23 protein-coding genes are annotated in these 22,876 nt (G+C 65.1%); 11 read left to right on the forward strand and 12 right to left on the reverse strand.

The annotated features are described in order from the left end of the window. Positions 1 to 10: 10 nt before the first annotated feature. Positions 11 to 2,083 carry an ATP-dependent DNA helicase RecG gene (gene recG, locus ACFQPB_RS03870; RefSeq protein WP_382219897.1) on the reverse strand — a complete coding sequence of 691 codons (2,073 nt, stop codon included), beginning with the start codon at positions 2,081 to 2,083 and terminating at the stop codon, positions 11 to 13. 56 nt (positions 2,084 to 2,139) lie between these two features. Between recG and queA the strand changes: the two genes are divergently transcribed. Further along, complete coding sequence (gene queA / locus ACFQPB_RS03875) at positions 2,140 to 3,192, forward strand: tRNA preQ1(34) S-adenosylmethionine ribosyltransferase-isomerase QueA (RefSeq protein ID WP_382203065.1); 1,053 nt, start codon at positions 2,140 to 2,142, stop codon at positions 3,190 to 3,192. Here queA and ACFQPB_RS03880 read toward each other — a convergent pair. The 4 genes from ACFQPB_RS03880 to ACFQPB_RS03895 form a co-directional block, all read right to left on the reverse strand. Next, complete coding sequence (locus tag ACFQPB_RS03880) at positions 3,171 to 3,545, reverse strand: type II toxin-antitoxin system VapC family toxin (protein ID WP_382203064.1); 375 nt, start codon at positions 3,543 to 3,545, stop codon at positions 3,171 to 3,173. The two genes, queA and ACFQPB_RS03880, sit on opposite strands and share 22 nt — an antisense overlap. Continuing rightward, on the reverse strand, positions 3,542 to 3,787 hold the full coding sequence (locus ACFQPB_RS03885) for an AbrB/MazE/SpoVT family DNA-binding domain-containing protein (RefSeq protein WP_382203063.1): 246 nt from the start codon (positions 3,785 to 3,787) through the stop codon (positions 3,542 to 3,544). The genes ACFQPB_RS03880 and ACFQPB_RS03885 overlap by 4 nt, the downstream gene beginning before the upstream one ends. A gap of 72 nt (positions 3,788 to 3,859) precedes the next feature. Further along, positions 3,860 to 4,348, reverse strand: coding sequence for an aromatic-ring-hydroxylating dioxygenase subunit beta (locus ACFQPB_RS03890; protein ID WP_382219899.1), 489 nt, complete (start codon positions 4,346 to 4,348; stop codon positions 3,860 to 3,862). Positions 4,349 to 4,350: 2 nt separating this feature from the next. Beyond that, positions 4,351 to 5,625, reverse strand: a complete 1,275-nt coding sequence (locus ACFQPB_RS03895) for an aromatic ring-hydroxylating dioxygenase subunit alpha (protein ID WP_382219901.1) — start codon at positions 5,623 to 5,625, stop codon at positions 4,351 to 4,353. A gap of 106 nt (positions 5,626 to 5,731) precedes the next feature. Between ACFQPB_RS03895 and ACFQPB_RS03900 the strand changes: the two genes are divergently transcribed. The 4 genes from ACFQPB_RS03900 (at position 5,732) to yiaA (ending at position 9,276) form a co-directional block, all read left to right on the forward strand. After that, a complete protein-coding gene (locus tag ACFQPB_RS03900) occupies positions 5,732 to 6,649 on the forward strand; it encodes a LysR family transcriptional regulator (RefSeq protein WP_382219903.1) in 918 nt (305 codons plus the stop codon). A gap of 37 nt (positions 6,650 to 6,686) precedes the next feature. Then, on the forward strand, positions 6,687 to 7,853 hold the full coding sequence (gene tgt / locus ACFQPB_RS03905) for a tRNA guanosine(34) transglycosylase Tgt (protein WP_382219905.1): 1,167 nt from the start codon (positions 6,687 to 6,689) through the stop codon (positions 7,851 to 7,853). 25 nt (positions 7,854 to 7,878) lie between these two features. Next, on the forward strand, positions 7,879 to 8,676 hold the full coding sequence (locus ACFQPB_RS03910; protein WP_382219907.1) for a C40 family peptidase: 798 nt from the start codon (positions 7,879 to 7,881) through the stop codon (positions 8,674 to 8,676). 156 nt (positions 8,677 to 8,832) lie between these two features. Then, positions 8,833 to 9,276: an inner membrane protein YiaA gene (gene yiaA / locus ACFQPB_RS03915; RefSeq protein WP_382219909.1), complete on the forward strand. Its 444-nt coding sequence runs from the start codon at positions 8,833 to 8,835 to the stop codon at positions 9,274 to 9,276. A 19-nt stretch (positions 9,277 to 9,295) separates the two neighbouring features. Here yiaA and ACFQPB_RS03920 read toward each other — a convergent pair whose 3' ends face one another. The 4 genes from ACFQPB_RS03920 to ACFQPB_RS03935 form a co-directional block, all read right to left on the reverse strand. Beyond that, complete coding sequence (locus ACFQPB_RS03920) at positions 9,296 to 10,381, reverse strand: serine endopeptidase (protein ID WP_382219911.1); 1,086 nt, start codon at positions 10,379 to 10,381, stop codon at positions 9,296 to 9,298. Between the two features lie 135 nt (positions 10,382 to 10,516). Continuing rightward, complete coding sequence (locus tag ACFQPB_RS03925) at positions 10,517 to 11,065, reverse strand: hypothetical protein (RefSeq protein ID WP_382219913.1); 549 nt, start codon at positions 11,063 to 11,065, stop codon at positions 10,517 to 10,519. A 170-nt stretch (positions 11,066 to 11,235) separates the two neighbouring features. Continuing rightward, positions 11,236 to 13,185 carry an MFS transporter gene (locus ACFQPB_RS03930; protein ID WP_382219915.1) on the reverse strand — a complete coding sequence of 650 codons (1,950 nt, stop codon included), beginning with the start codon at positions 13,183 to 13,185 and terminating at the stop codon, positions 11,236 to 11,238. Positions 13,186 to 13,214: 29 nt separating this feature from the next. Beyond that, positions 13,215 to 13,976: a sterol desaturase family protein gene (locus tag ACFQPB_RS03935; protein ID WP_382203053.1), complete on the reverse strand. Its 762-nt coding sequence runs from the start codon at positions 13,974 to 13,976 to the stop codon at positions 13,215 to 13,217. 122 nt (positions 13,977 to 14,098) lie between these two features. On the opposite strand from ACFQPB_RS03935, the gene ACFQPB_RS03940 reads away from it, so the two are divergent. From ACFQPB_RS03940 to ACFQPB_RS03960, 5 genes are all read left to right on the forward strand, one after another. Next, positions 14,099 to 14,830: a helix-turn-helix domain-containing protein gene (locus ACFQPB_RS03940; protein WP_382219917.1), complete on the forward strand. Its 732-nt coding sequence runs from the start codon at positions 14,099 to 14,101 to the stop codon at positions 14,828 to 14,830. A gap of 208 nt (positions 14,831 to 15,038) precedes the next feature. After that, complete coding sequence (locus tag ACFQPB_RS03945) at positions 15,039 to 15,722, forward strand: ProQ/FINO family protein (protein ID WP_382219919.1); 684 nt, start codon at positions 15,039 to 15,041, stop codon at positions 15,720 to 15,722. Between the two features lie 79 nt (positions 15,723 to 15,801). Further along, positions 15,802 to 17,130: a type II toxin-antitoxin system HipA family toxin gene (locus ACFQPB_RS03950; protein WP_382219921.1), complete on the forward strand. Its 1,329-nt coding sequence runs from the start codon at positions 15,802 to 15,804 to the stop codon at positions 17,128 to 17,130. 5 nt (positions 17,131 to 17,135) lie between these two features. Further along, positions 17,136 to 17,456: a helix-turn-helix domain-containing protein gene (locus ACFQPB_RS03955; protein WP_382219923.1), complete on the forward strand. Its 321-nt coding sequence runs from the start codon at positions 17,136 to 17,138 to the stop codon at positions 17,454 to 17,456. A 515-nt stretch (positions 17,457 to 17,971) separates the two neighbouring features. After that, complete coding sequence (locus ACFQPB_RS03960; RefSeq protein WP_382201168.1) at positions 17,972 to 18,118, forward strand: hypothetical protein; 147 nt, start codon at positions 17,972 to 17,974, stop codon at positions 18,116 to 18,118. 1 nt (position 18,119) lies between these two features. Here the strand turns inward: ACFQPB_RS03960 and ACFQPB_RS03965 are convergent, their stop codons facing one another. The 3 genes from ACFQPB_RS03965 to ACFQPB_RS03975 form a co-directional block, all read right to left on the reverse strand. Next, positions 18,120 to 18,500 (reverse strand): cyclic nucleotide-binding domain-containing protein, encoded by a 381-nt coding sequence (locus ACFQPB_RS03965; protein WP_382219925.1) that lies wholly within the window; start codon positions 18,498 to 18,500, stop codon positions 18,120 to 18,122. Between the two features lie 137 nt (positions 18,501 to 18,637). Beyond that, a complete protein-coding gene (locus tag ACFQPB_RS03970) occupies positions 18,638 to 20,101 on the reverse strand; it encodes a sensor histidine kinase (protein WP_382219927.1) in 1,464 nt (487 codons plus the stop codon). Continuing rightward, positions 20,098 to 20,754, reverse strand: a complete 657-nt coding sequence (locus tag ACFQPB_RS03975) for a response regulator (RefSeq protein ID WP_382201174.1) — start codon at positions 20,752 to 20,754, stop codon at positions 20,098 to 20,100. The genes ACFQPB_RS03970 and ACFQPB_RS03975 overlap by 4 nt, the downstream gene beginning before the upstream one ends. A gap of 96 nt (positions 20,755 to 20,850) precedes the next feature. Between ACFQPB_RS03975 and ACFQPB_RS03980 the strand changes: the two genes are divergently transcribed. Further along, positions 20,851 to 22,872: an alpha/beta hydrolase family protein gene (locus ACFQPB_RS03980; RefSeq protein ID WP_382219929.1), complete on the forward strand. Its 2,022-nt coding sequence runs from the start codon at positions 20,851 to 20,853 to the stop codon at positions 22,870 to 22,872. Positions 22,873 to 22,876 lie beyond the last annotated feature (4 nt).

Genomic DNA, 22,876 nt, shown 5'->3' on the forward strand with positions numbered 1-22,876 from the left:
GCCTATCAGCTTATGCCTTCAGATAGTCGGATTTTCCCCCCAACCAGCGTTCCGTGTGGCGTTGCGCCAAATGGGCGTGCTGGTCCAGCATCCGGGGCGCCCAAGCTCGGGCCCATTCCAGCAGGTGGGTGTCGGTGGCCAGGTCGGCGAAACGCAGCAGGGGCGCGCCCGACTGGCGGGCGCCCAAAAACTCGCCCGGGCCACGGATGTCCAGGTCGCGGCGGGCGATCTCGAAGCCGTCGTTGGTGTCGGCCATGGCGCGCAGGCGTTCGCGGGCGGTTTCGCCCAGGCGGCCGCCGTCGGGCGTGCTGTAGAGCAGCACACAGGCCGAAGCCGCCGCGCCGCGCCCCACGCGGCCGCGCAGCTGGTGCAGCTGGCTGAGGCCAAAACGCTCGGCGTGTTCGATGACCATGAGCGAGGCGTTGGGCACGTCCACGCCCACCTCGATCACCGTGGTGCTGACCAGCACGCCCATCACGCCTTCGGTGAACAACTGCATGACCGCCTTTTTCTCGGCCACCGGCATGCGCGAGTGCAGGAGGCCCACCATGACACCCGGCAGCGCTTCAGACAACTCAGCGTGTGTGGCGGTGGCGTTGCTCAGGTCCAGCGCCTCGCTTTCCTCGATCAGCGGGCACACCCAATAGACCTGCCGGCCCTGGGCCAGTTGCGCGCCGATGCGTTCGATCAGCTCGTCGCGCCGGCTGTCGCTGAGCAGTTTGGTGACGATGGGCGTGCGCCCGGGCGGCAACTCGTCGATGGTGGAGACGTCGAGGTCGGCGTAGTAGCTCATGGCGAGCGTGCGCGGGATCGGCGTGGCCGACATCATGAGCATGTGCGGCTCTTGGCCGTTTTCACTCATCTTCTCCCGCAAAGCCAGCCGCTGCGCCACACCAAAGCGGTGCTGCTCGTCGATCACCGCCAAAGCGAGGTTCTTGAACTTCACCTTGTCCTGGATCACCGCGTGGGTGCCCACCACCAGTTGGGCGGCGCCGCTCTCCACTTGCGCCAGCATGTCGCGCTTCTGCTTGGTCTTCTGGCTGCCGGTGAGCCAGGCCACGGTGATGCCCAGCGGCTCCAGCCAGCCCACCAGCTTGGCAAAGTGCTGCTCGGCCAGGATTTCGGTGGGCGCCATCAGCGCACACTGCCAGCCGCTGTCGATGGCGATGGCGGCGGCCAAGGCCGACACCACGGTCTTGCCCGAGCCCACGTCGCCCTGCAGCAGGCGGTGCATGGGCACCCGGCGGGCCAGGTCGCGGGCGATTTCCTCGCCCACGCGGCGCTGGGCGCCGGTCAACGCAAAGGGCAAGGCGGCCAGCAGCTTTTCGTGCAGGCCACCGGGGCGGGTGTGCAGGGCCGGCGCGCGCAAGGCATCGCGGGCGCGCTTGGCCGTGAGTTGCGAGAGTTGCTGGGCCAGCAGTTCCTCGGCCTTGAGGCGCTGCCAGGCCGGGTGGCTCTGGTCCTCCAGTGCCGCCATCGACACGTCGAGCGTGGGATGGTGCAGGTAGCGCAAGGCCTCGCGCAGGTTCCAGCCACGCGTTTCGCGACCGGGCAGGTCGCGCAGGGCTTCGGGTGGCAAGGTCTCGGACAATTCGGCCCGACTCAGACCGCGCTCGACGGCGCGCCGCAGGTAGACCTGGGGCAGCTGGGCACTGGTGGGGTAGACGGGCGTGAGCGACTGCGGCAGCGGCCCGCCCGCAGGCATCACCGTGGGGTGCAGCATCTGGCGGCCAGCAAAACCGCCGCGCATCTCGCCACGCACGCGCACCTGGTTGCCTTCGGCCAGCGCCTTCTGGTGTGAAGGGAAGAAAGTGAAAAAACGCAGCTCCAGCGTGTCGCTGTTGTCCTCAATCAAGGCTTTGAACTGGCGGCGTGCGCCCGGCATCACACCGCTGTGCACCACCGTGCCCTCCACCTGCCCCATCTCGCCATCGCGCACATCGGCAATGCGCTGCAGGCGCGTCTCGTCCACGTAGCGCAGGGGCAGGTGCAGGGCCAGGTCGATGTCGCGCACCAGGCCCAGCTTGCGCATCGCCTTCTGGGCTGGCGACAGGGGTTTGGGGGCGGTGGACACATCGGGCATGGGACAATTGTGCCTTCCCGAATTTCTTGGAACGGGTCTGTCCGGCCCTCAAGCACATGACCGCTGCAACGCGCACTTTCTCCCTGAGCGACTTCGATTTCGCTCTGCCCCCCGAACTCATTGCCCAACACCCCGCGCCCGAACGCAGCGCCTCGCGCCTGCTCGATGGCCGCGCCGCCACGCCGGTGGACCGCGTGTTCCGCGAATTGCCCGGCCTGCTGCGCGAAGGTGATCTGGTCGTCTTCAACAACACCCAGGTGGTCAAGGCCCGGCTCTTTGGTGAAAAGTCCACCGGCGGCAAGGTGGAGCTGCTGGTGGAACGTGTGCTGCAGAACCACGAGGTGGTGGCCCACATGAAGGTCAGCAAAAAGCCCCTGGCGGGCGGTGTGCTGCACATGGTGGGCGACTTCACGGCCACGCTGGTGGGGCGCTGGCCCAACGAAGACGGCCAGCTGTTCCGCTTCCAGTTCTCAGGCGAACCCCACGCCCTGATGGCCGCGCACGGCCACGTGCCGCTGCCGCCCTACATCACCCACTGCGACGACGCCGAGGACGAGCGCCGTTACCAAACCGTGTTCGCCAAGCACCCCGGCGCGGTGGCCGCGCCCACGGCGGCGCTGCACTTCGACGAAAGCGTGCTGGCCGAGCTGAAGGCGCGTGGTATCCACACCGCCGAGGTCACGCTGCACGTGGGCGCCGGCACCTTCCAGCCGGTCAAGACCGAAAACATCGCCGAACACACCATGCACGCCGAGTGGTACCGCGTGCCGCCCGAAACCCAGCAAGCCATTGCCGACTGCCGCGCGCGCGGCGGCCGCGTGCTGGGCGTGGGCACCACCACCGTGCGCACGCTGGAGAGCTGGGCCGCGTTCGGCCAAGCCGACGGCGACACCCAAATCTTCATCACGCCGGGCTTCCGCTTCCAGGTGATTGACCTGCTGTTGACCAACTTCCACCTGCCCAAAAGCACGCTCATGATGCTGGTGAGCGCCTTTGCGGGTTACGAGCACATCATGGCGCTGTACCGGCACGCCATCGCGCAGGGCTACCGCTTCTTCAGTTATGGCGACGCGATGCTGCTGGAGCGTCAGGACTTCGCAAAACACTGAACACCGGGCAGGCCCTGGTAGTCGATGTCCTGCGTCCAGAAGGTGGCGCCGTGCTCCAGCGCCAGGCTGTACATGACCGCGTCGGCCATGGCCAGGTTGTGCCGTGCCGACACCTCGGCGGCGGCCACCGCACGCGCGTCGGTCAGCGCCAGCACGCGGCCCAGGCGCATCACGTCCAGACAGGTGCGCACCATGTCGGGTGCCACTTTGCGGCTGAGGATTTTGTGGACTTCGTACAGCGCGATGACGGGTACCAGAAGATCGGCGCGCTGCTCAATGGGCTCAGCGAACAGATTGGCCCGGGGCGTGTCCAGCAAATACTCGATCCAGCCCGATGAATCCACCACGTTCACAGAAACTCCCGGTCTTTCTCCTTGGGGATCTCCAGGTCGGCAGGGTCCAGGTTGTAGGGCTTGAGAATGCCACGGTAGGCGCTGATGGGCACTTCGGGCTTGATCACCAGTTCCTTACCGCGCAACTCAAAACGGATGTGCGAACCCGGGCCTATGCCCAATTGCGCGCGCATGGCGGCCGGCAACGTGACCTGCCCTTTGCTGGACACAACGGCGTCTGAAACCACAAGATCGGCTTGCATGGTGAAACTCCTTGAACCGCCTCAATGTAAAGCGATCCACAAAGTAAAGCAAGACCGAATTGTAAAGCGACGTCAAATCGGGTAAATCAGCGAATTGGGGATCATCTCGCTGTCAAAGATGCAACGCCGCTCGGCAAAACGCAGGCCCTCGGGCGTGCGCACCACCACGTCGAGGTAGCGGCCCACGTTGAACACGGTGCTGGGACCATCGAGTTTGGTGCGAAACACCGCGTAGTTGGCCTCGCAATGCAGGCCTCGCGCGTCGATGTGGCGCACCACCGGGGCGCCCACCACGTGGCGCTGGTAGTAGGGGTCGTGGAACAGCGTCTCGCGGATGGCGTAAATGCGGTCGCGCAGCATGGCCTGGCTGTCGAACGACAAGGTGGCCAGCGCAAAGCCCCGTTCGTGGTTTTCGCGCGGCTGCACTTGGTACAGGCAGCGTTCGGTGAAGAAGCCGGGCCATCGGTCCCACTCAGCGCTGTCCAGCGCGTGGGCGTAGTCGGCGTACAGGCGCGTCAGTGCCTGGTGGGTGTCGAAGTCCAGTTGCAGAAAATCAGCCACCGTCATGCCTCCATCACTTTGCGCCAGTAGTCGTACATGCCCCGAATCAGCGTTTCGGTGATCATGTGCTCGGTGTCGCCCGCCTCGCGGCCACCCAGTTCGGCCACGGCCCGGTGCCCGGGCTTGCTGTCGAAGGCTTGCTGCGAAAACTCGATCACCTCGCCGTCGTCGGCACTCACAAAACCGGCGGGCCCAAACAGGTTGGCCTGGCGCAGCCGGCGCTCGGTCATCTCGGGTGTGTCGTCGGCAAAGCCGAAATGGGTCCAGACAAAATCGAAATGGCCGTGCCCGTCGGGCTGAATGTGGCGGGTGGACACGCTGTTGACCTGCTGCTGGAAGATCACACTGGGAAACAGGGTCATCATCACCGCCGTGGGCCCGTTCCACCAGGGCTCCGGCACGATGTCCAGAAAGCGCGCATCTTCCAGTTGCATGCGGGCCTTGAAGCTGGACACTTGTGTCACCTGAGCCGCCTCGCCACCGGCCTGCCCGCCAGAGCCGCGGGTGGAAATCATGGCGGCATGGCGTCCATGGGCATCCATGCGCAGTTGCGACTGGTTGTCGGCCCGCCACAGGCCAAAGGTGACAAACCAGGTGTGCAGCAAACCGGGGTGGTACGGGTCTTTGATGTTCTCCTGCATCAGCTTCCAGTTGCCCGGGATGCGTTGGCGGTTGTAGCCCAGCAAGGTGAGCTGCCGGCCGTTGAAGAGCCGGTCGAAGTAGCCCAGGATGGTGGGCCCCATGTAGTCTTCCAGCGACTCGACCTCGTGGTCGAAAGACGCGAACACGACCCCACCCCGGCGCGCCACCTTGAGCTTGGTGAGCCCATGTTGTGACATGTCGAAGTCGGGTGGCATTCCGCCGTTGAGCTGGTCGCCCTGGCGCAGGCCACGGCGGAAGGGCACGTTGCGCAATTCACCGTCGGGGGCGTAGCTCCACTGGTGGTAGGGGCAGACAAAGGTTTTGCGGTTGCCATGGCGTTCGCGGCAAAACCGCATGCCACGGTGGGCACAGACGTTTTCGACGACATGGATCTCGCCCCCGGCGGCGCGGCTCATGATGACCGAGCGCTCACCCACCACCGTGCGCTTGAAGTCGCCTTCGTTCGGAATTTCCGCCTCCAGGCCCACGTAGCACCAGTGGCCACGGTAGAAGAACCGTTCCAGCTCACGGCGGTGACGCTCTTCGTCGGTGTACACGGCAAACGGAATGCGGCTGCTGTCCTCACGCTCCCAGGCCAGGGCGTCGGGGCCGGCTGCGCCGGTGTGGGTGGTCATGTGTGTCTCCTCAAGGGGTGTCCAGCGCAGATGATGGCGGGCCGACGCACATCCATCAATCGAATCTCGGTGATACGCCTCATTCACCGATGAAATAATGCGAGCCATGGAACTGGCCGACGTCGATCTCAACCTGCTGGTGGTGTTTCATCGCTTGCTGCAAACCCGCCAGGTGTCGCGTGCCGCGCAGGAGCTGCAACTGAGCCAACCGGCCGTGAGCAACGCGCTGCGCCGCCTGCGGCAACTGCTGGGCGACGAGCTGTTTGTGCGTACACCAACGGGCATGCGGCCCACGCCGTATGCGGAACAGCTCGCGGCGCCGGTGGCTCAGGCGCTGGATGCCCTGCACGCAGCGCTCAACGTGCGCGCCTCGTTCGACCCCAGCACCAGCACGCGGCGCTTCACCCTGGCCCTCACGGACGTGGGGGAGATCTACTTCCTGCCGGTGCTCATGGACGCCCTGGCGCGCGAGGCGCCCGGCGTGAAACTGTTGTGTGTGCCGGTGGGCACCCCCACCCTGCGCGACGACATGGGCAGTGGCCGGGTGGACCTGGCCTTGGGCCTGCTGCCCCAGCTTCAGGCCGGCTTCTACCAACAGGCCTTGTTCCGCCAGCGCTATGTGGCGCTGATGAACGCCACACATCCGCTGGCGCGCCACAGCACCCTGAGCGCAGCCGCCTACCAGCGCGCCGCGCATGTGCGTGTGGTGGCCGAAGGCACCGGCCACGGGCGGGTGGAAGATGCGTTGGCACAACTGGGTCTGCAGCGCGACATCCAGCTCACCGTGCCGCACTACGTGGCCTTGGGCCATGTGCTGGCCAGCACCCAGCTGGTGGCCACCGTACCCGAGCGGTTTGCGGATCGGGCGGCCGCGCCCTTCGGCCTGGTCGCGCGCCCGTTGCGCCTGCGGTTGCCCGACAGCACCATCTGCCAGCTCTGGCACGAGCACCAGCACCGCGATCCAGGGCACCAGTGGCTGCGCACCCAGGTGGCTCAGCTGTTCGCCGACCACCCGGCCCGCTGACCCCACCGTGAGCGGGCCATGGTGGACAATCGACACCATGCTCCAGTTCCAAGTTCACAAGACCGAGGGCCACGCCCGCCGAGGCACCCTCACGCTCAACCACGGCGTGGTGCAAACGCCCATCTTCATGCCCGTGGGCACCTATGGCACGGTCAAAGGCGTCATGCCGCGCAGCCTGCACGAGATGGGCGCACAAATCATCCTGGGCAACACCTTCCACCTGTGGATGCGCCCCGGCCTGGACATCATGAAAGGCTTTGGCGGGCTGCACCAGTTCGAGCAATGGAACAAGCCCATCCTCACTGACTCGGGCGGCTTCCAGGTCTGGAGCCTGGGCGCCATGCGCAAGATCACCGAGGAAGGCGTGCACTTTGCCTCGCCCGTGAACGGCGACAAGCTGTTCATGTCGCCCGAGGTCAGCATGCAGATCCAGACCATCCTCAACAGCGACATCGTGATGCAGCTCGATGAGTGCACGCCCTACGAGACCAAGGGCCACCTCACCACCGAGGCCGAGGCGCGCAAGAGCATGGAGATGAGCCGGCGCTGGGCCGTGCGCTCCAAGGCCGAGTTCGAGCGCCTGGGCAACCCCAACGCGCTGTTCGGCATCGTGCAGGGTGGCATGTTCGAAAACCTGCGCCAGGAATCGCTGGACGCGCTGGTGGAGATGGACTTCCCCGGCTACGCCATTGGCGGCGTGAGCGTGGGCGAGCCCAAAGAGCAGATGCTGCAAATCATGGCCCACACGCCACACCGGCTGCCGGCCCACAAGCCGCGCTACCTGATGGGCGTGGGCACGCCGGAGGATTTGGTCGAGGGCGTGGCCTGCGGCGTCGACATGTTCGACTGCGTGATGCCCACCCGCAACGCACGCAACGGCACCATCTTCACCCGCCACGGCGATCTGAAAATCCGCAACGCCCGCCACAAGGCCGACCCGCAGCCGCTGGACCCCAGCTGCACCTGCCACGCCTGCGCCGGTGGCAGCGGCGTGCCGTGGAACGACGGCGGGCGTGACGGCTTCAGCCGCGCCTACCTGCACCACCTGGACCGCTGCGGCGAAATGCTCGGCCCCATGCTGACCACCATCCACAACCTGCACTACTACCTCAACCTCATGCGCGAGGTGCGCGAGGCGCTGGATGCGGGCCAGTTCAGCGCCTTCCGCGCGCGCTTCAAGGCGGAGCGCGCGCGCGGCATCTGAGTTTCGAGGGCAGGGAGACAACAACATGTATTCAAAAAGCGCCGCCACGCTGATGGCGTTGGTGCTTGTGGCGCTGGCGGGCTGCGCCAGCCGCTTCGATCCCGGGGCCCTTGCCCAGGGCCAGTCCCCGGTGCAACTGCAAAAACGCTTGCTGCTCACACCCGCCAATGGTGGCCAGCACATTGCCCCCACCGAACTGCAGGCGGGCGATATGGTCCTGTCCAACACGGCCGGGCTGGTGTCGGTTGGCATCCGGCTGCTGACGCTGGCGCCCGTGAGCCATGCGGCCCTCTACCTGGGTGATGGCCAAATCGCCGAAGCCGTGGGCTCGGGTGTTCGCATACGACCCATTGGTGCGTTCATGGCCGACGAATCGACCATCGTCGCCTTCCGTCACCCTGGTTTGCGCCCAGAGCACGCGCAAGCCATGCGCGGGTTTGCCCAAGCCCAAGAAGGTAAAAAGTACAACACCCTCGGCATCGTGCTGCAGGCCCCCTTCACGCTGCAACGCCAGTACTGCGAGCTGCCCATCCTGCCAGGACTGGTGCGTGATTTCTGTCTGCGCGGTCTCGCCGCGGTGCAATTGGGGGCCGCGCGCAACGACCGGTTTTTTTGCTCCCAGTTTGTGCTGGCCGCCTACCAGCAGGCCCAATTGCCGCTGACCACGGTGGACCCGCTGCTGGTCAACCCCGCCGACCTGCTGCACATGCGCGAGGGCGATGTGCCCTCGGTGCGAACCCAACAGACGCTGCAATATGTGGGCCACCTCAAGTTCGAGCCGGCGCAGAGCGAACCCGCACTGGCTTCCGCCGCAGAGGACTGACTTGGCGGGTCCGATGAGCGTCTGTTTCCGACACACATGGAAACAGCGCTCTTTTGTGGACCATCGCTCGACGTGCCAGTGCGCGTGGCCACGGTGGGTGGGCGCTGGCATCCGCTAAAGTCCCGCATCGTTCAAAAAAATCAGGAGGAAAAATCCATGCCCGCACCCGCTTACGTTGCCCAACGCCCCACCGGGGCTTTCATCGGGGCCTCCTGGGCCGCCCTGCTGGTGGGCGCGGTGGTGTACCTCACGGGTCTGTGGAATGCGCGGATGTTGCTCAACGAAAAAGGCTACTACTTCACCTTGCTGATGTATGGCCTGTTCTCGGCGGTGTCGCTGCAAAAGTCTGTGCGCGACCGCATCGAAGGCATCCCCGTCACCGGCATCTACTACGGCCTGTGCTGGGTTTCGCTGGCCCTTGCGTTGTTGTTGCTGACAGTGGGGCTGTGGAACGCCACGCTGGCCGCCAGCGAAAAGGGGTTCTACGCCATGGCCTTCCTGCTCGCGCTGTTTGGCGCCGTGGCGGTGCAGAAGAACATCCGCGATGTGGCGCAGTTCAACCGCGCCCACCCAGAAGAGCCCCTCGTATCCGCTGAATGAGGGCTGCGAACCGGCGCACTCAAACCGCGCTGGCATCCTCAGTCGACAACACGCCCCGCGCCGCGACAGGCGCCTCGGACAAGGTACCGCACGAAAAACAGTAACGAGCAAACGCGTTCTTGCGTGTGCTGCAGTGACCACAGCGGTCAAACAGGCACAGACCACAGTGTGGGCAGAAGTCGGTTTTGCCGTCTTTCATGTCCACCGTGCGCTCGCAGCCCGGGCATATGCTGCTCGTCATGCGGGCCTGTGCCTGGTCGTAGTCCATGTCGCGCTGGCGCGCCTGGGCGGGCTGGGCTTCAGCCAGCTTCTGCTGCTCCAGATAGCGCTGCAGCGCCTGTATGGCATACCGCCCGCCGATCACCGTGAGCACGATGCCCACGATGTAGCGCACATAGCCACCGTAGCTGGGCAGATAGGGCACCAGCTCCACGAAAAACGCAAACAAGGCGAAAAAAATGAACCCCCACACAAAAGGCCACGAAGGGGTCTTGCGCTTCTTGGCGAACAGCCAACCTGCCACCGCCAGCAGCGGCAACGTGAGCAGCAGCCGGTAGCCGAACACGCGCAGCTCCTGCGCACGCTGCTCGCCCAGAAACTCAGCTCGCGCGCTGTCTTGCAGGCTATGCAGTTCGTTCTGGGCGCGCTCTGCGGCCTGACGTGCGTCCAGCGCGGCCTGCTGCTGCTTCTCCACCTGGGCCAACGCGTCGCGCTCGGCCTGGCGCAGTTCGTCCAGTTGTTTCGTGCGGGCAATCAGCTCTTCATCCTGGTCCTGCCGGGCCGTGACCTTGCGCGTGGCCAGCCAGTTGCTGAAGGTTTCGCGCGCGGCGCGGTTGTTGGCCTCGGCTGACTGTTGGCGCAGCTGTGCCTGATCCAGTGCGTCCTGCGCATCCTTGGCGTTTTTCTGCGCAACGAGGATCGCGTTCTTCACCACCGGCGCGCGGGCAGGGTCCAGGTGGTCGTCCAGCGACCGGCGCTCCTCCACCTGCGGCAGATCGCCCACGACGGTGCTGCCCAGGCCCACCAAAAACCACGCAAACAGGAACGCGACCAGCCACAAGCCGCGGTGGAACCATTTTTCAGACAGACGCAGGGTTTTGCTCATCTTGTTTCCTCCAGATCAAATTGGTTGGGGCCATGGCGGCCCCGTGCACAGCGCCGTTGCGGGCCAGCCTACCGAATCCACCGACGCCGTCGGTGGATCAAGCCACTGGCGGGCACTGGATCACCTCGCGCAGGCTCAATTGCCCACGTGCATGGTGAACTCCGCGCCGTTGTTCAGGCGGCAGGTGCCAGTGCCTTGGGTGGCTGAGTTCATCGTGTACTGACAGCTCAGGTAGGCGCCCCGGTTGCCCGCGCCATTGGCCACGCCGTCTCGGTTGGACCCAGCCCTTCGCGTGGCCTCGCCGACAAAACTCTCACCTGCGATGGCGGCGTTGAAAGTGCCCCGCCCTTTCAAATCGTTGCTGACCGTGGCGTGGACGAGCCCGTAGCCGCTGGCCAGTTCGTTGGCAGGGTAAAGCCGCGCTGGAAAAATCAATGGCACTGCCGGAGCAGGCGCTGCCGCCGGCGCGCTGCTGGGCAAAGAGGCGGGCTGCCCTGTGCGCGTGTCAATTGGCACCACATAACAACCGGTCAGCGCGACGGTGATCGACACCAGCCCCAGGGCGGACACGGCGCGTGGGATAGAAGAACGATAGAGGGACAACAAACGCATATTCACTTTCATGCCCCAGCACATGCTGGTGGCACGATGTTGAGTGATTCGGGCAAAAGCAATCCCCAGCAACGAGCAAAGTAGCCCAAAACGCCACCCAACGCACCGTTCAGAGATACCACTGACGCAGCTGAACAACCGCCAAGTCCGCCGAAGGTGTCTTTTGGCGAAGGGTCAACACGGCGGCATGAGAGACGCCGGCAACTGCTTACCCCCAGTTTTGCAAAGCTCTGGTACGGGGCCTAGCGCGCCAGTCCCGCAACCTGCTCCCGCAAGCCTTCCAAAGTGACACTTTTTGCTGCGATCGCTTGTCCCACATTCAGGCCCACTCGGCTGAACACGCCACGGCGAAATGGGCGCACCATCGCCACCCGGTCACCGTTGCGGACTTCCACGCGGCTGAAGTAAGACCCCCACAGGTTGGTCAGCGCCATGGGCACCACCGCCACCGACTCGCCCTCCTGCTGGGCCCGCGACAGTATCTTGGCAATGCCCCCTTTGAAGGGCTGAAGCTCGCCGTTCTGGGTGATGCCACCTTCGGGAAAGATGCCCAGCAGATCGCCTTCTCGCAGCACCTGGGCGGCCGCCTCGAAAGCCGCTTCGTAGGCGGCAGCGTCGTCCTTTTGCGGCGCCACCGGAATCGCCTTGGCCAAGCGGAACAGCCAGCCCAGCACCGGCACCTTGAAAATCCGGTGGTCCATCAGAAAGCGGATGGGCCGGGGGCTGGCGGCCATGAGCAACACGGCGTCCACGTAGCTCACATGGTTGCAGGCGAGCACCGCAGCGCCTTCGGTGGGAATGTGCAGATCGCCCTGCACCCGAAAACGGTAGACCAGGCGCGATGCCAGCCAGGCCACAAAACGCAGCAGGTATTCAGGCACCAGCATGAAGATGTAGAAAGCCACCACGGCGTTCGCGATGCCAATGAACAGGAACAGCTCGCTGATGCTGAAACCAGCCCCAAGCAAAGCCCCCGCCAGCAGCGAGCTGGCGATCATGAACAGGGCGTTGAGGATGTTGTTGGCGGCAATGATGCGGGCGCGGTGGGTGGGCTGGCTGCGCATCTGGATCAACGCGTACATGGGCACGCTGTAGATGCCAGCAAACAGCGACAGCAACGCCAGATCGGCCAGAATGCGCCAGTGGGCAGCCTGCGCCAGAAACGACCCGAGCGTGAACGCCGCGCCGGTGGGCGGCAGTCCACGCGAGGCGAAATACAGATCCACCGAAAACACCGTCATGCCGAAGGCGCCCAAGGGCACCAGCCCGATTTCCACATGACGCCGGCTGAGCACTTCGCACATCAGCGCGCCCGCGCCAATGCCAATGGAAAACACCACGAGCAGCAACGACGCCACCTGCTCGTTGCCGTGCAGCACGTCTCGGGCAAAGGCAGGGAAGTTGGCCAGAAACACCGCCCCAAAGAACCACATCCAGCTGATGCCAAGCAGGGATCGAAACACCACCACGTTGGCATGCGCGAGCTTGAGGTTGCGCCTGGTTTCGGTGAACGGGTTCCAATTGATCTGCAACGCGGGGTCGGTGGCTGGAGAGACAGGCACCGCCTGGGCCAGCACGCGCCCCAGCACCGCCAGCCCCAGGCACGCGGCGGCCACATACGCGGGTCCCACCAGCGGCAGGGCGATCAACAAGCCACCGGCCACATTGCCCAGCAGGATGGCCACGAAGGTGCCCATTTCCACCATGCCATTGCCACCCGTGAGTTCGCGCTCGGTGAGGTGCTGCGGCAGGTAGGCAAACTTCACTGGCCCGAACAGCGTGCTGTGCGCGCCCATGAGGAACACGCACATCAACAACACCGGCACGTGCTGCTGTACAAAGCCCCAGCCGGCCAGCAACATGATGGCGATCTCCAGGTTCTTAACAAAGCGGATCAGCACCTCTTTGGGGTACTTGTCGGCCAGTTGCCCGCTGGTGGCCGAAAACAGCAGAAAAGGGAGGATGAACAATGCCCCGATCACCAGCCCTGCCAGGGCGGGAGGCAGCCACTGCAACTGCACTTGGTAGGTGACCAGAACCGTGAAGGCGAACTTGAACACATTGTCGTTGCCGGCGCCCAAAAATTGCACCCAGAAGAAGGGGCCGAAACGGCGCTGCGCGAGCAAGGCGAACTGGTTGGTGTGGCTGGGTGGCGTGCGATCCGCCGTGGTTGCCGCAACTTGGCTTGACATCTCTGCGCTCCTCCTGTTCGTCCCGGGTTTCACTGGGAATGGTTTTCGCGATTGTGCTGCACCGCCCGTGCAGGCTCGGCGTGCACATCGCGCCAGCACAACATGTCCCACAGGCGCTCCTCCCGGGCGGCATCAAATCCACAGCTGTGAGTCCATTCGCTCGGGTTCTCGTACGTGCCAAACAGCATGTCCCACCAGGTGATGTCGCCGTAGTTGTTCTTGTGCCGATCGTGCTGGTGATGAATGCGGTGCATTTCGGGACGCTGGAAGACAAACCCCACCCAACGTGGTGTCTTGAGGTTGGTGTGGTAGAAAAATTCACCCAATGCCGTGCACAGCGTGTACACCGCACCGGCCTCTGCCGACAGGCCCAGCGTGGCAAAAACCAACAGGCTCCCGATGAGGGAATTGACCACCATTTCAGCCGGGTGCTTGTAGAAGGACGTGATCACCTCCAGCCGCTGGGGGCTGTGATGGATCTGGTGGAACAGCCGCCAGAGCGTGTCGTTGGTATGACGCACGCGATGCCACCAGTAGAAAATGAAGGTGGCAATGAAGTAGGCGATCAGGCCACCCGCCGCAGGCGACACATGGTCCGACAGGCGAAACAGCGAGGCGCCCGAAAGCCAGCGCTCCCAACTCACCCCAGCGAGCAGCACAACCCCCAACTGACACGCATTCATCGCGAGCACGCGCAACGGCCAAGTGGGCACGCGCGGCAAACGCCAGCCCGGACGCAACCGTTCAATAACAATGCAAAAAACAAATGTGACAAGGATGACCGGCAGCATCGTGGACCTCTTGAAAAATGGGATGCGACGCACTGTAGAGGGGGCCACACAAGGCGCATGCAACAACCATCAGATCGCCGCCAGAGTGCGCCGACGGTATCGGTTATCGATACCATGTCACCATGAGCACCACCCTCGATCTCGTCACCGCCGTCAAGAAGGAACTGAAAGCCGCTCAGATGACCTACGCCGACCTGGCCCAGGCCATGGGCATGGCTGAGTCGAGCGTCAAGCGCATGCTGGCCAAAGGCGACATGTCCTTGTCCAGGGTGGACGACATTTGCCGCGCCCTCAAGCTGGACTTCGCCGAGTTGGCGCGGCGCGTGGCCGACACACAACCGCTGCTCAAGGAGATGACCGCCGAGCAGGAACGTGCCGTGGTGGCCGATAAAAAACTGCTGCTGGTGGCCATCTGTGTGCTCAGCCAATGGACGCTGGAGCAAATGACCGCCGCCTACCGCCTGAGCGAGCCCGAATGCGTGAAGTACCTCGCGCAGTTGGACCGCATCGGCATCATCGAGCTGCGCCCGCTCAACCGCTACCGCCTCAAGCTGGCCAAAACCTTCCGTTGGCGCCCGCACGGGCCGGTGATGAACTACTTCCGCGACCACGCCGTGCTGGACTACTTCGCCGGGGGTTTCGATGCCGACGGCGAAGGCGTGATGCTGGTGCACGGCTCCATCAGCCGCGCCTTGGCGCCTGTGTTTCTGGAACGCCTGCAGCGCGTGGCGCAGGACTTTGCCCAGCAGCACCAAACCGATCAGAAACTCGCCGCCAAGGAGCGGGAAGGCTACACCCTGGTGCTGGCCATGCGCCGATGGGAGTTCGAGGCCTTCGCCCAGCTTCGGAAATAACGCACGGCGCGCAGCACCCACCCACATGTTCGTCGAACTCACTCGGACCTGGCCCCTGCACTGGCTGCTCACTGGCCTGGCCATCGGCCCGGCACTGAGGCTGTGGGCCCTGCGTCCGCTGTGGCGCGACGAACGATCCGCGTAAAGCCCCGCCCGCAAAACGGTCACAATCGACCCCCTTGACACCCCGTTCGACGGCCCGTCCCCCATGCAACACACCGACTCCCCGGCACCGCCGACCCACCATCGCACCGCCCCTGGCAATCGCCGCCGCCCCTCGGGCGCCCGCCCAGCCCGCGAAGCGACACCGCCCAAGCCGCTGCACCCTGTGCTGGCCCAACTGGCCGAGCTTTACCCCGCCTTGTTTGGCGAGGTGCTGCGCCCGCTCAAGCGCGGCATCTTCCAGGACCTGCTGGACGCCCAGCCCGAAGTGCTGGACAAAGAAGGCCTGAAGGCTGCGCTGGCGCTGCATACGCGCTCCACCCGCTACCTCTCAGCCGTGGCCAGCGGCGCACAACGCCACGACCTGAGCGGCCAACCGGTGGAAGCGCTGCTGCCCGAACAGGTACACCACGCGCTGGTGGAGGTGTTCCGCCGCCGCCAGACGCGCACGGCCGAAGACCTGAGCCCCAAGTTCCGCCAGCGTGTGGAACAGGCCTTCGAGCAATCAGGCCTGAGCCGCGAGGCCTATGCCGAAAAGGTGCTGGGCCGCGACGAGCAAGTCAACGCGCTGACCCTCGAAGCCCTGGCCGAAGTGGCCAGTCGCCAAGCACGCGACGAAGCCCTGCGCCGCGCGTTCAGCGCCAGCGGTTTGAGCGAAGCCGACTTCGCCAGCAGCTACGGCATGCCGCTGCGCGAGGTGATGCGGGCGCTGGGGCGGGCGGCAGCCTGATCCGCCCCACCCTCATTTACACGAAAAACTGCGCAGAAAAAGTCGAATTTCGGCTTGATTTAGCTAAAATTTCGTGCGTATGCAACGCACATGCACGGTACAGCTGTTTGCAAACGGTGCCTGGCACGACGCTGCCAGCGTGCACCTGCATGGGTCCGAGAACGACGGTTGGCGGGCCCACACCTACTCGGGGTATGCGGTCGAATGGGCGGTTGAGCACGCTGGCACCACCGACGCACACGCACTTTGCGCCGCATGGCCTGTTGGCCTCCAACCACTGCAGGCGGCGCACTGGCCGATGTTTCTCATCGACATGCTGCCGCAAGGCTTTGGCCGGCAAGAGCTGTTGCAACGCATCGGCCTGCCGGCCAGCGCCGGTCTGGTGGCCGACGGGCCCTTGCTCCAGGCCGGCGCCGGCAACCCCATAGGTCACCTGCGGGTCAAGGAAGCGGCCGACTGGCTCAACGCCAACGCGGGTGCAACGCGTGGCTTCACCGACGACGAGGTGGCGCAACGCGGCGACCACTTCGCCGAGCACCTGGCCTCACACGGTCTGTTTGTCGCCGGCTCGTCGGGCGTGCAGGGCGAATGGCCCAAGGTGCTGCTCACACGGGCCGACGACGGCCTGCTCTACCTGGACCACACCCTGCCAGACGAGCGCGCGGTCGAACACCTGATCGTCAAGTTTGGACGCGGCACCGACCCACAGCTCGCCAGCATCCTGCGGCACGAAGCGCCCTACATGGCCGCTGCCCGACAACTGGGCCTGCGCGTGCACGCGCCCCTGACGCTGCGCCAGCGCGCACTGTTCATCCCCCGGTTTGACCGGCAGGTACACCCCGGTGGGGTGACACGCCTGGCGCAGGAAAGCATCGCCACCCTGACCGGCCTGCCCGGCTTTGATGGGGTGCCCAGCCACGACCAGGTGTGCCTGGCCCTCCTGCGGCACTGCACAAACCCACAAACCGAGGTGCTGGAGTACCTCAAACGCGACGTGGCCAACCTGGCCTTGGGCAACAAAGACAACCATGCCCGCAACACCGCCATCCAACGAGACTTCAAGGGCCAAATCGCGCTGACGCCGCTGTTCGACTTTGCGCCCATGTACCTGCACTCCGACGGCATCGCGCGGCGCATCCGCTGGGAAGGCAACGATGGTGGCCAGCCCGACTGGCGCCGCGTGCTCGACCGCGTCTGCGAACTGAGCGCGCAAGTGCACAAAGAACAGCGCAGAAAAGGCCCGGAGTTGGTGCAGCGCAAGCCACTGGTTCAAGGCCTGAAAACCATGGTGCCCACACTGGAGCGCATCGCCGCAGAAGGTGAAACCATGGGTTTGGAGCCTGGGCTGCTCCAGCACCTGCGCCCAGGCATTCTGGCCCGTGCACAAGAACTGGCCGCGCTGAGCTGAAAACCATGGACAAACGCTTCAACCCCATTCCGGTGGCAGACCAATTGGCCCTGCGCCAACAAGCCATCGAAGACGTGCTGGCCCACCCCGAATGGTCGTTGCCACAGGCCGTGCGCCACCTCAAAAAAACCATGCGCCTGACCACCGCCGAAATGGCCAAGCTCTCTGGCGTCGCCTACCGTACCCTCCAGGACATCGAACAGGAACGCAGCGACGGCAGTGTGCAGACCATGAACCGCATCTTTGGCATGTTGGGGCTCAAGTTGAGTGTGGGGCGGATGACGAGAGAAATCGACAGCCCCGACGACACCCGATTACCGCTTTGACGGCATTCTGGTGAGCCTCCAGCACACCCGCTCAGGCCAGACCCACCCGCACCGTGCGCATCCTGCTCGTCTCCGATCTGCACTACACCCTGCCGCAACTCGACTGGGTGGTTCGGGTTGCGCCGGCTTTTGATCTGGTGTGCTGGCTGGGGACCAGCTGGGCATCAGTTCAGCGGTGGCGCTGGACACCCAGTCGGTGGTCATCCGACGCTACCTCTCGCTGCTGCAGGCGCTCGGGCGGGTAGTGATCAGCTCGGGCAACCACGACCTGACGGGGCCCAATGCGCAGGGCGAGCAGGCCGCGCTGTGGCAGACCGAGGCGCACGCTGGGTGTGGATCTACCACTGGCCACCGCTGGGCTCGCCCACCTGCTGGACGGGTCGCCGCGACTATGGTAATGCGGACATCGGCGGCTGGATCGCCCAGCACCGGCCTAACATGGTGCTCACCGGCCACGTGCACGAATCGCCCTTCAAGCCCAACGGCGCCTGGGCCGACCGCCCGAGCCAGACCTGGTGTTCAACGCCGGGCGCCAGATTGGGCCAGTGCCGGCACACATCGAAATCGACCTGGGTGCGGGAGACGCCGTCTGGAAGTCCATGATGGGCATGGAAACCCTGCGCCTGTACGACACGGCCCGACCGCCACGCACGGTGTTCTGAGTCAGGAATCCGGATCGGGGTCGCGCGCGGATCCGGGGCGGGCCAGGGGCGCCTGGCGCAGCGCCAGTTGCTTGAGCACGTCCGACACCATGGCCAGACCCGGCGCGTCGCCATACTGGTGCTTGAGGTCAGACAGATAGCTGGACACAAAATTAAGCAGCTCGGCCAGGTCCACGGCCACCAGGCGGCTGATCTCGGGGTCGATGGCGAGAAAGGCCTGGCGGTCGGCGGCGTGGCGCAGCACACTGGGGGCCGTGGCCTCGACGGTGGCGTCGTAGGCCTTGTTCAGCAACACCGAGACCTCGCCAATCATGGCGCCCGGGCGGTTGACCGCATTGACCAGCTCGCAGCCCTTGCGCACCTGCAGCGCACCACTTCCCAAGATCCAGATGCCCCCGACGGGCCACCTTCGCGCACCACCGTGTCAACGGCCGCGAACGTGTGCTCGGGCAGGTGGTGGAAGCGTTCCAGCAGATTCTTCATTGAAACCATGGTACGTGAAACCCACTCTGGAACCATTCATGCCGTCAATTCAATCATGCGATCGAGCGGCAAGCTCACGAAAAACCCGACCCCCGGGCCACCCGACCCACCCAGGCCGGGGCCCACCTGTACCTGGCCACCCATCCGCCAGGCTGCCTGCCGAACAATGGCCAAGCCGAGGCCCGACCCATTGGCGGAATGACCCACGCCGCGATAGAAGCGCTCGAAGATGCGCTGGTGCTCGGCCGGGGCAATCCCGGGGCCATCGTCCTGAATCACCAAACGGAGTTGACCGTCTTCCTGCTTCAGTCCGACAGACACGTTACCTCCCTCTTGGACGTAGCGCAGGGCGTTGTCGATGAGGTTGTGCACGATAGACTCCCACGCGAACAGGTCCAGCCTGGCCGGCAGCTTGTCAGGCGCATCCAATGACAGCTCGACCCACCGTGCCATGGCCCGGGGTGCAGCGTGCGCCATGGCGGTCCGCAGCCACTGAGCAAGGTCCAGATGGCGAGGAACAGGGCGCTGTGCTTCATCAAGGGCAGCGAGGTCCAGCAGTTGCTGTGTCAAATGCGAAGTACGGGCAATGGCCTCCTCCATGTGTGCCTGCGCCCGGGTGCGCTCTTGCTCGCTTGAAGCGCGAGCCATCACATGCACCTGTGCGCTGATCACGGCCAATGGGGTGCGGATTTCGTGAGCTGCGTCCTGCACAAAGGCACGTTCGCGCTCGACCTTCTGGCGCAGCTGGGCCAGCATGGCATCCAACGACTGCTCCAGCGGTTTGAGTTCGCGGTGTCGGGCATTGAAACCCACAGGCTGCAGCTCGTCGCCACTTCGTTGAGCGATGCGGTCAGCCAGTTGTTGCAACGGCCGCAGCCCGTTGCGTACCGACAGCCACACGGGCAGCAGCACGAACGGCGAGGCCAGCAAAAGGTAGGGAAGCAAGTAACGTCCGTTGTAGAGCAAGTAGTCGGCATCGGCGCGCTTGGGCTCCAGGATACGCAGCACCCAGCGCCCGTTTTGCCCGGTGTAGATGCGATAGGGCCGCCCCTGAACCGTCGCTTCGACAAGACCTGAATCGGGGCCGACGGTGGCCGGTGGCAGTTGCTTGTCCTGCAGGCCACTGGCGGCATAAAGCGTTCTGCCCGACGCACGGTCCTGCAGCTCGTGCAGAAGCGTGCCGGGCAGCAGCCCACTCTGGCGGCGGCGCACATTGGTCCAGTGGTCGGTGGAAGCGAGCGCCGCGGCCGCATGTGCCGCGTCAGTCATGCCAGCCAGCGACGCCAGCACGGCGTCACCGTACTTGAGCAAGCCGGGATCGTAGGTGATGGCCTGCTTGTACCTATGGTAGTTGTAACCCAACAGCACAGCCCACACCAGCACGAAGGCCACCATGACGGAGGCCACGCTGCGGCGCACCAAGGTCGGCTCGGCCAGACGCGACCACAACACACGCAGCCGGCTCGACCGGGAAGGCGCTGGCGTCACGTTCGTGTTCATGCTTGCAGCAGGTAGCCCACGCCACGCACCGTTCGGATCCACTCTGCTCCGATCTTGCGCCGCAGATTGGACACGTGCACCTCGATCGCGCCGAAATCCACGGGATCGCCCAGCGGGTCCAACCGCTGCGCCAGCACGCCCTTGGGCACCACGGAACCGGGCTCGCGTGCCAGCTCCAGCAGCAACTGGAACTCGCGCGGAGACAGATCCAGCGCCACACCGCCACGACGCACCTGGTGCCGTCGGGGTTCGATCACCAACTCACCCACTGCCCAGCGCTCGCTGGCCTGACGGGCACTGCGCCGCAGCACGGCGCGAATGCGCGACATCAATTCGGCCATGGCGAATGGCTTGACCACAAAATCATCCGCCCCACCGTCGAGTCCCGCCAATCGGTCCTCCACCGCCGAGCGAGCGGTGACCAGAATGATGGGCACCTGCGCGCCCTGCGCACGCCAGCGGGCGAGCAACTCGAACCCGCTGCCGTCGGGCAAGCTCAGGTCCAGCAGCACACAGTCCACCATCGTGGCATCCACAGAAGCCGGCGCGTCCACGGCGCGGCGCAACCATTCGCTGGTCAGGCCCTCCACCTTCAACGCAGACTGCAACGCCCGCCCCAGGTCCAGGTCGTCTTCGATCAACAGGATGTGCATGGTGAGGCCTATTGTGGCGCGGCGCCTGCGGTTGGTGATGGCCGCCGCGTGCGTGCCTTTGGCTTGCGTTAAGGAAGGCATTTGCACAATGCCTGCATGAACGACCGCGATACGCACACGATATTCCGAGGGGACGCCGTTGCATCCCGAGGGGGCTGGCTGCCCACCATCACGCTGGCTGCGCTGGGAAGCTTGTTGGTTCTGTCAGGCTGCGCCACAGGCCCCACACATCCAGCCCTGGCGGGAGCGCAACTGCCCGAACTGATTCCAGTGCGCGACTTCGTGACCAGTCTGGAGGGCACGGGGAACTACCGCGTGTCGCCCGACGGCACCCGCCTGGCATGGATGGGGGCAAAGGGCACGCACCCCGCCATCTGGGTACGCACCATGGGCCAAGACGATGCCCGCGCCTACCCGATTCGCGCCCGCGGCTTTCGCTGGACCGCCGACAGCCGCTACCTGGCCGCCACCGTTGACGCCACTGGCGACGAGAACAGCCACATCCACGCCGTTGCCGTGGACCAGGCGGACGCCGCCTGGGTTGATCTGACGCCGTTCGACAAGGTCGCAAGCCACATTGTTCAGACGGTGGCGGGCAGCTCTGACCTGATGGTCGCCACCAATCGGCGTGATCAAAAGGTCTTTGACCTCCACCGGGTGAACCCACATACCGGCGCGCACACAGTGGAAGCCACCAACCCCGGCAACGTGAGCGCCTGGATCGTGGACCACCGGGGCCGCCTGCGCGCTCGCGTGGCGGTGGCTGGCGATCAGGCCACGTTGCAACGGCCTCATACAACAACACCCGGTGGCTGGAGCGATGCAGTGCAATGGAGCCGCTTCGACTTTGTGCGCCTGCTGGAGCTGGACGACGATGCCGAGGCGGTGTGGGCCATGTCCTCCCGCGGGCGGGACAAGTCGGCCCTGGTGCGCCTGCGCCTGAGCGACGGGGCCGAGACCGTGGTGCACGCCACGGACGACGTGGATTTGGACCACGCCCTCATCAGCCGCCGCACGCACCAGCCGCTGGTGGCCTATTCCATGCCCGGCTACCCGCGCCGTGAGGTATTCGATGCCGCGCTGCGCGAGCGGCTGGACGCGCTGGTCGGCGGCGAGCCGGCCGAAGTGTCCATCACCAGCATGGACGACAGCGAACGCACCATGACGGCCGTGGTGGCCACCGAACGCGGCCGGCGCAGCTACCTGCTGCCAGCCGACGGCCCTGCCCAGCTGCTGGGGGAAAGCGGCCTGAGCCTGATCAGCGGTCAGTTGGCGCGCAGCCGGCCCATCACACTGGCCGCGCGCGACGGCCTGCCATTGCACGGCTACCTCACCCTGCCCGAAGGTGTGCAGCCAAACAGACTGCCTCTGGTGCTGCTGGTGCACGGAGGCCCCTGGTCGCGCGACCGCTGGACGGCCGGTCCCGCCAGCCGGTCGATGCAGCAGTTTCTGGCCAACCGAGGCTATGCGGTGCTGCAGATCAACTACCGGGGCTCGACCGGCTATGGCCGCGCCTTCATGGAAAAGGCGATAGGCGAGTTCGCCGGCCGCATGCACGACGATCTGGTCGACGGCGTGCGCTGGGCCGTGCAGCGGGGCATTGCCGACCCCACGCGCGTGGCCATCTATGGAGCCAGTTATGGCGGCTACTCGGCTCTGGTGGGCGCCACCTTCACGCCCGAGGTGTTCGCCTGCGCTGTGAGCGTGGTGGGCGTGTCTCACCTGGCCTTGTCTCTGGAGAAGGCACCGCCCTACTGGGAGATGGGCATCATCGGCTGGCACCGCTACGTGGGCAACCCAGCCAAGCCCGACGAGCGCCGTGTGATGGATGCCAAATCGCCCCTTTTCAGGGTCGGTCCCGAGACGCGTCCGCTGCTCATCATGCATGGCGTGAACGACGTGCGCGTGCGGCTGGAGCAGTCCGAGCTGATGGTCGAGGCCCTGCGCAAAGCGGGTCGCCCAGTGGAGTTCTTTACCTTCCAGGGCGACGGCCACAACAACCAGCGCTGGCCGAACAACCTCACCATGTACCGCAAGACGGAGGACTTCCTGGCGCGATGCCTGGGTGGGCGCAACCGCGGGTTCGACTACTACCAGTTGGCAGCGTGGGCGTTCTGAAATG

Source organism: Hydrogenophaga atypica (genome assembly GCF_042665215.1).
GTDB lineage: Bacteria > Pseudomonadota > Gammaproteobacteria > Burkholderiales > Burkholderiaceae_C > Hydrogenophaga > Hydrogenophaga defluvii_A.

Excerpts from the sequence above, each read along its gene's own strand:
- recG (WP_382219897.1), bottom strand. The coding sequence starts at position 2,083 with ATGCCCGATGTGTCCACCGCCCCCAAACCCCTGTCGCCAGCCCAGAAG.
- queA (WP_382203065.1), top strand. The coding sequence starts at position 2,140 with ATGACCGCTGCAACGCGCACTTTCTCCCTGAGCGACTTCGATTTCGCT.
- ACFQPB_RS03885 (WP_382203063.1), bottom strand. The coding sequence starts at position 3,787 with ATGCAAGCCGATCTTGTGGTTTCAGACGCCGTTGTGTCCAGCAAAGGG.
- ACFQPB_RS03895 (WP_382219901.1), bottom strand. The coding sequence starts at position 5,625 with ATGACCACCCACACCGGCGCAGCCGGCCCCGACGCCCTGGCCTGGGAG.
- ACFQPB_RS03900 (WP_382219903.1), top strand. The coding sequence starts at position 5,732 with ATGGAACTGGCCGACGTCGATCTCAACCTGCTGGTGGTGTTTCATCGC.
- tgt (WP_382219905.1), top strand. The coding sequence starts at position 6,687 with ATGCTCCAGTTCCAAGTTCACAAGACCGAGGGCCACGCCCGCCGAGGC.
- ACFQPB_RS03910 (WP_382219907.1), top strand. The coding sequence starts at position 7,879 with ATGTATTCAAAAAGCGCCGCCACGCTGATGGCGTTGGTGCTTGTGGCG.
- yiaA (WP_382219909.1), top strand. The coding sequence starts at position 8,833 with ATGCCCGCACCCGCTTACGTTGCCCAACGCCCCACCGGGGCTTTCATC.
- ACFQPB_RS03920 (WP_382219911.1), bottom strand. The coding sequence starts at position 10,381 with ATGAGCAAAACCCTGCGTCTGTCTGAAAAATGGTTCCACCGCGGCTTG.
- ACFQPB_RS03930 (WP_382219915.1), bottom strand. The coding sequence starts at position 13,185 with ATGTCAAGCCAAGTTGCGGCAACCACGGCGGATCGCACGCCACCCAGC.
- ACFQPB_RS03935 (WP_382203053.1), bottom strand. The coding sequence starts at position 13,976 with ATGCTGCCGGTCATCCTTGTCACATTTGTTTTTTGCATTGTTATTGAA.
- ACFQPB_RS03940 (WP_382219917.1), top strand. The coding sequence starts at position 14,099 with ATGAGCACCACCCTCGATCTCGTCACCGCCGTCAAGAAGGAACTGAAA.
- ACFQPB_RS03945 (WP_382219919.1), top strand. The coding sequence starts at position 15,039 with ATGCAACACACCGACTCCCCGGCACCGCCGACCCACCATCGCACCGCC.
- ACFQPB_RS03950 (WP_382219921.1), top strand. The coding sequence starts at position 15,802 with ATGCAACGCACATGCACGGTACAGCTGTTTGCAAACGGTGCCTGGCAC.
- ACFQPB_RS03955 (WP_382219923.1), top strand. The coding sequence starts at position 17,136 with ATGGACAAACGCTTCAACCCCATTCCGGTGGCAGACCAATTGGCCCTG.
- ACFQPB_RS03970 (WP_382219927.1), bottom strand. The coding sequence starts at position 20,101 with ATGAACACGAACGTGACGCCAGCGCCTTCCCGGTCGAGCCGGCTGCGT.
- ACFQPB_RS03975 (WP_382201174.1), bottom strand. The coding sequence starts at position 20,754 with ATGCACATCCTGTTGATCGAAGACGACCTGGACCTGGGGCGGGCGTTG.
- ACFQPB_RS03980 (WP_382219929.1), top strand. The coding sequence starts at position 20,851 with ATGAACGACCGCGATACGCACACGATATTCCGAGGGGACGCCGTTGCA.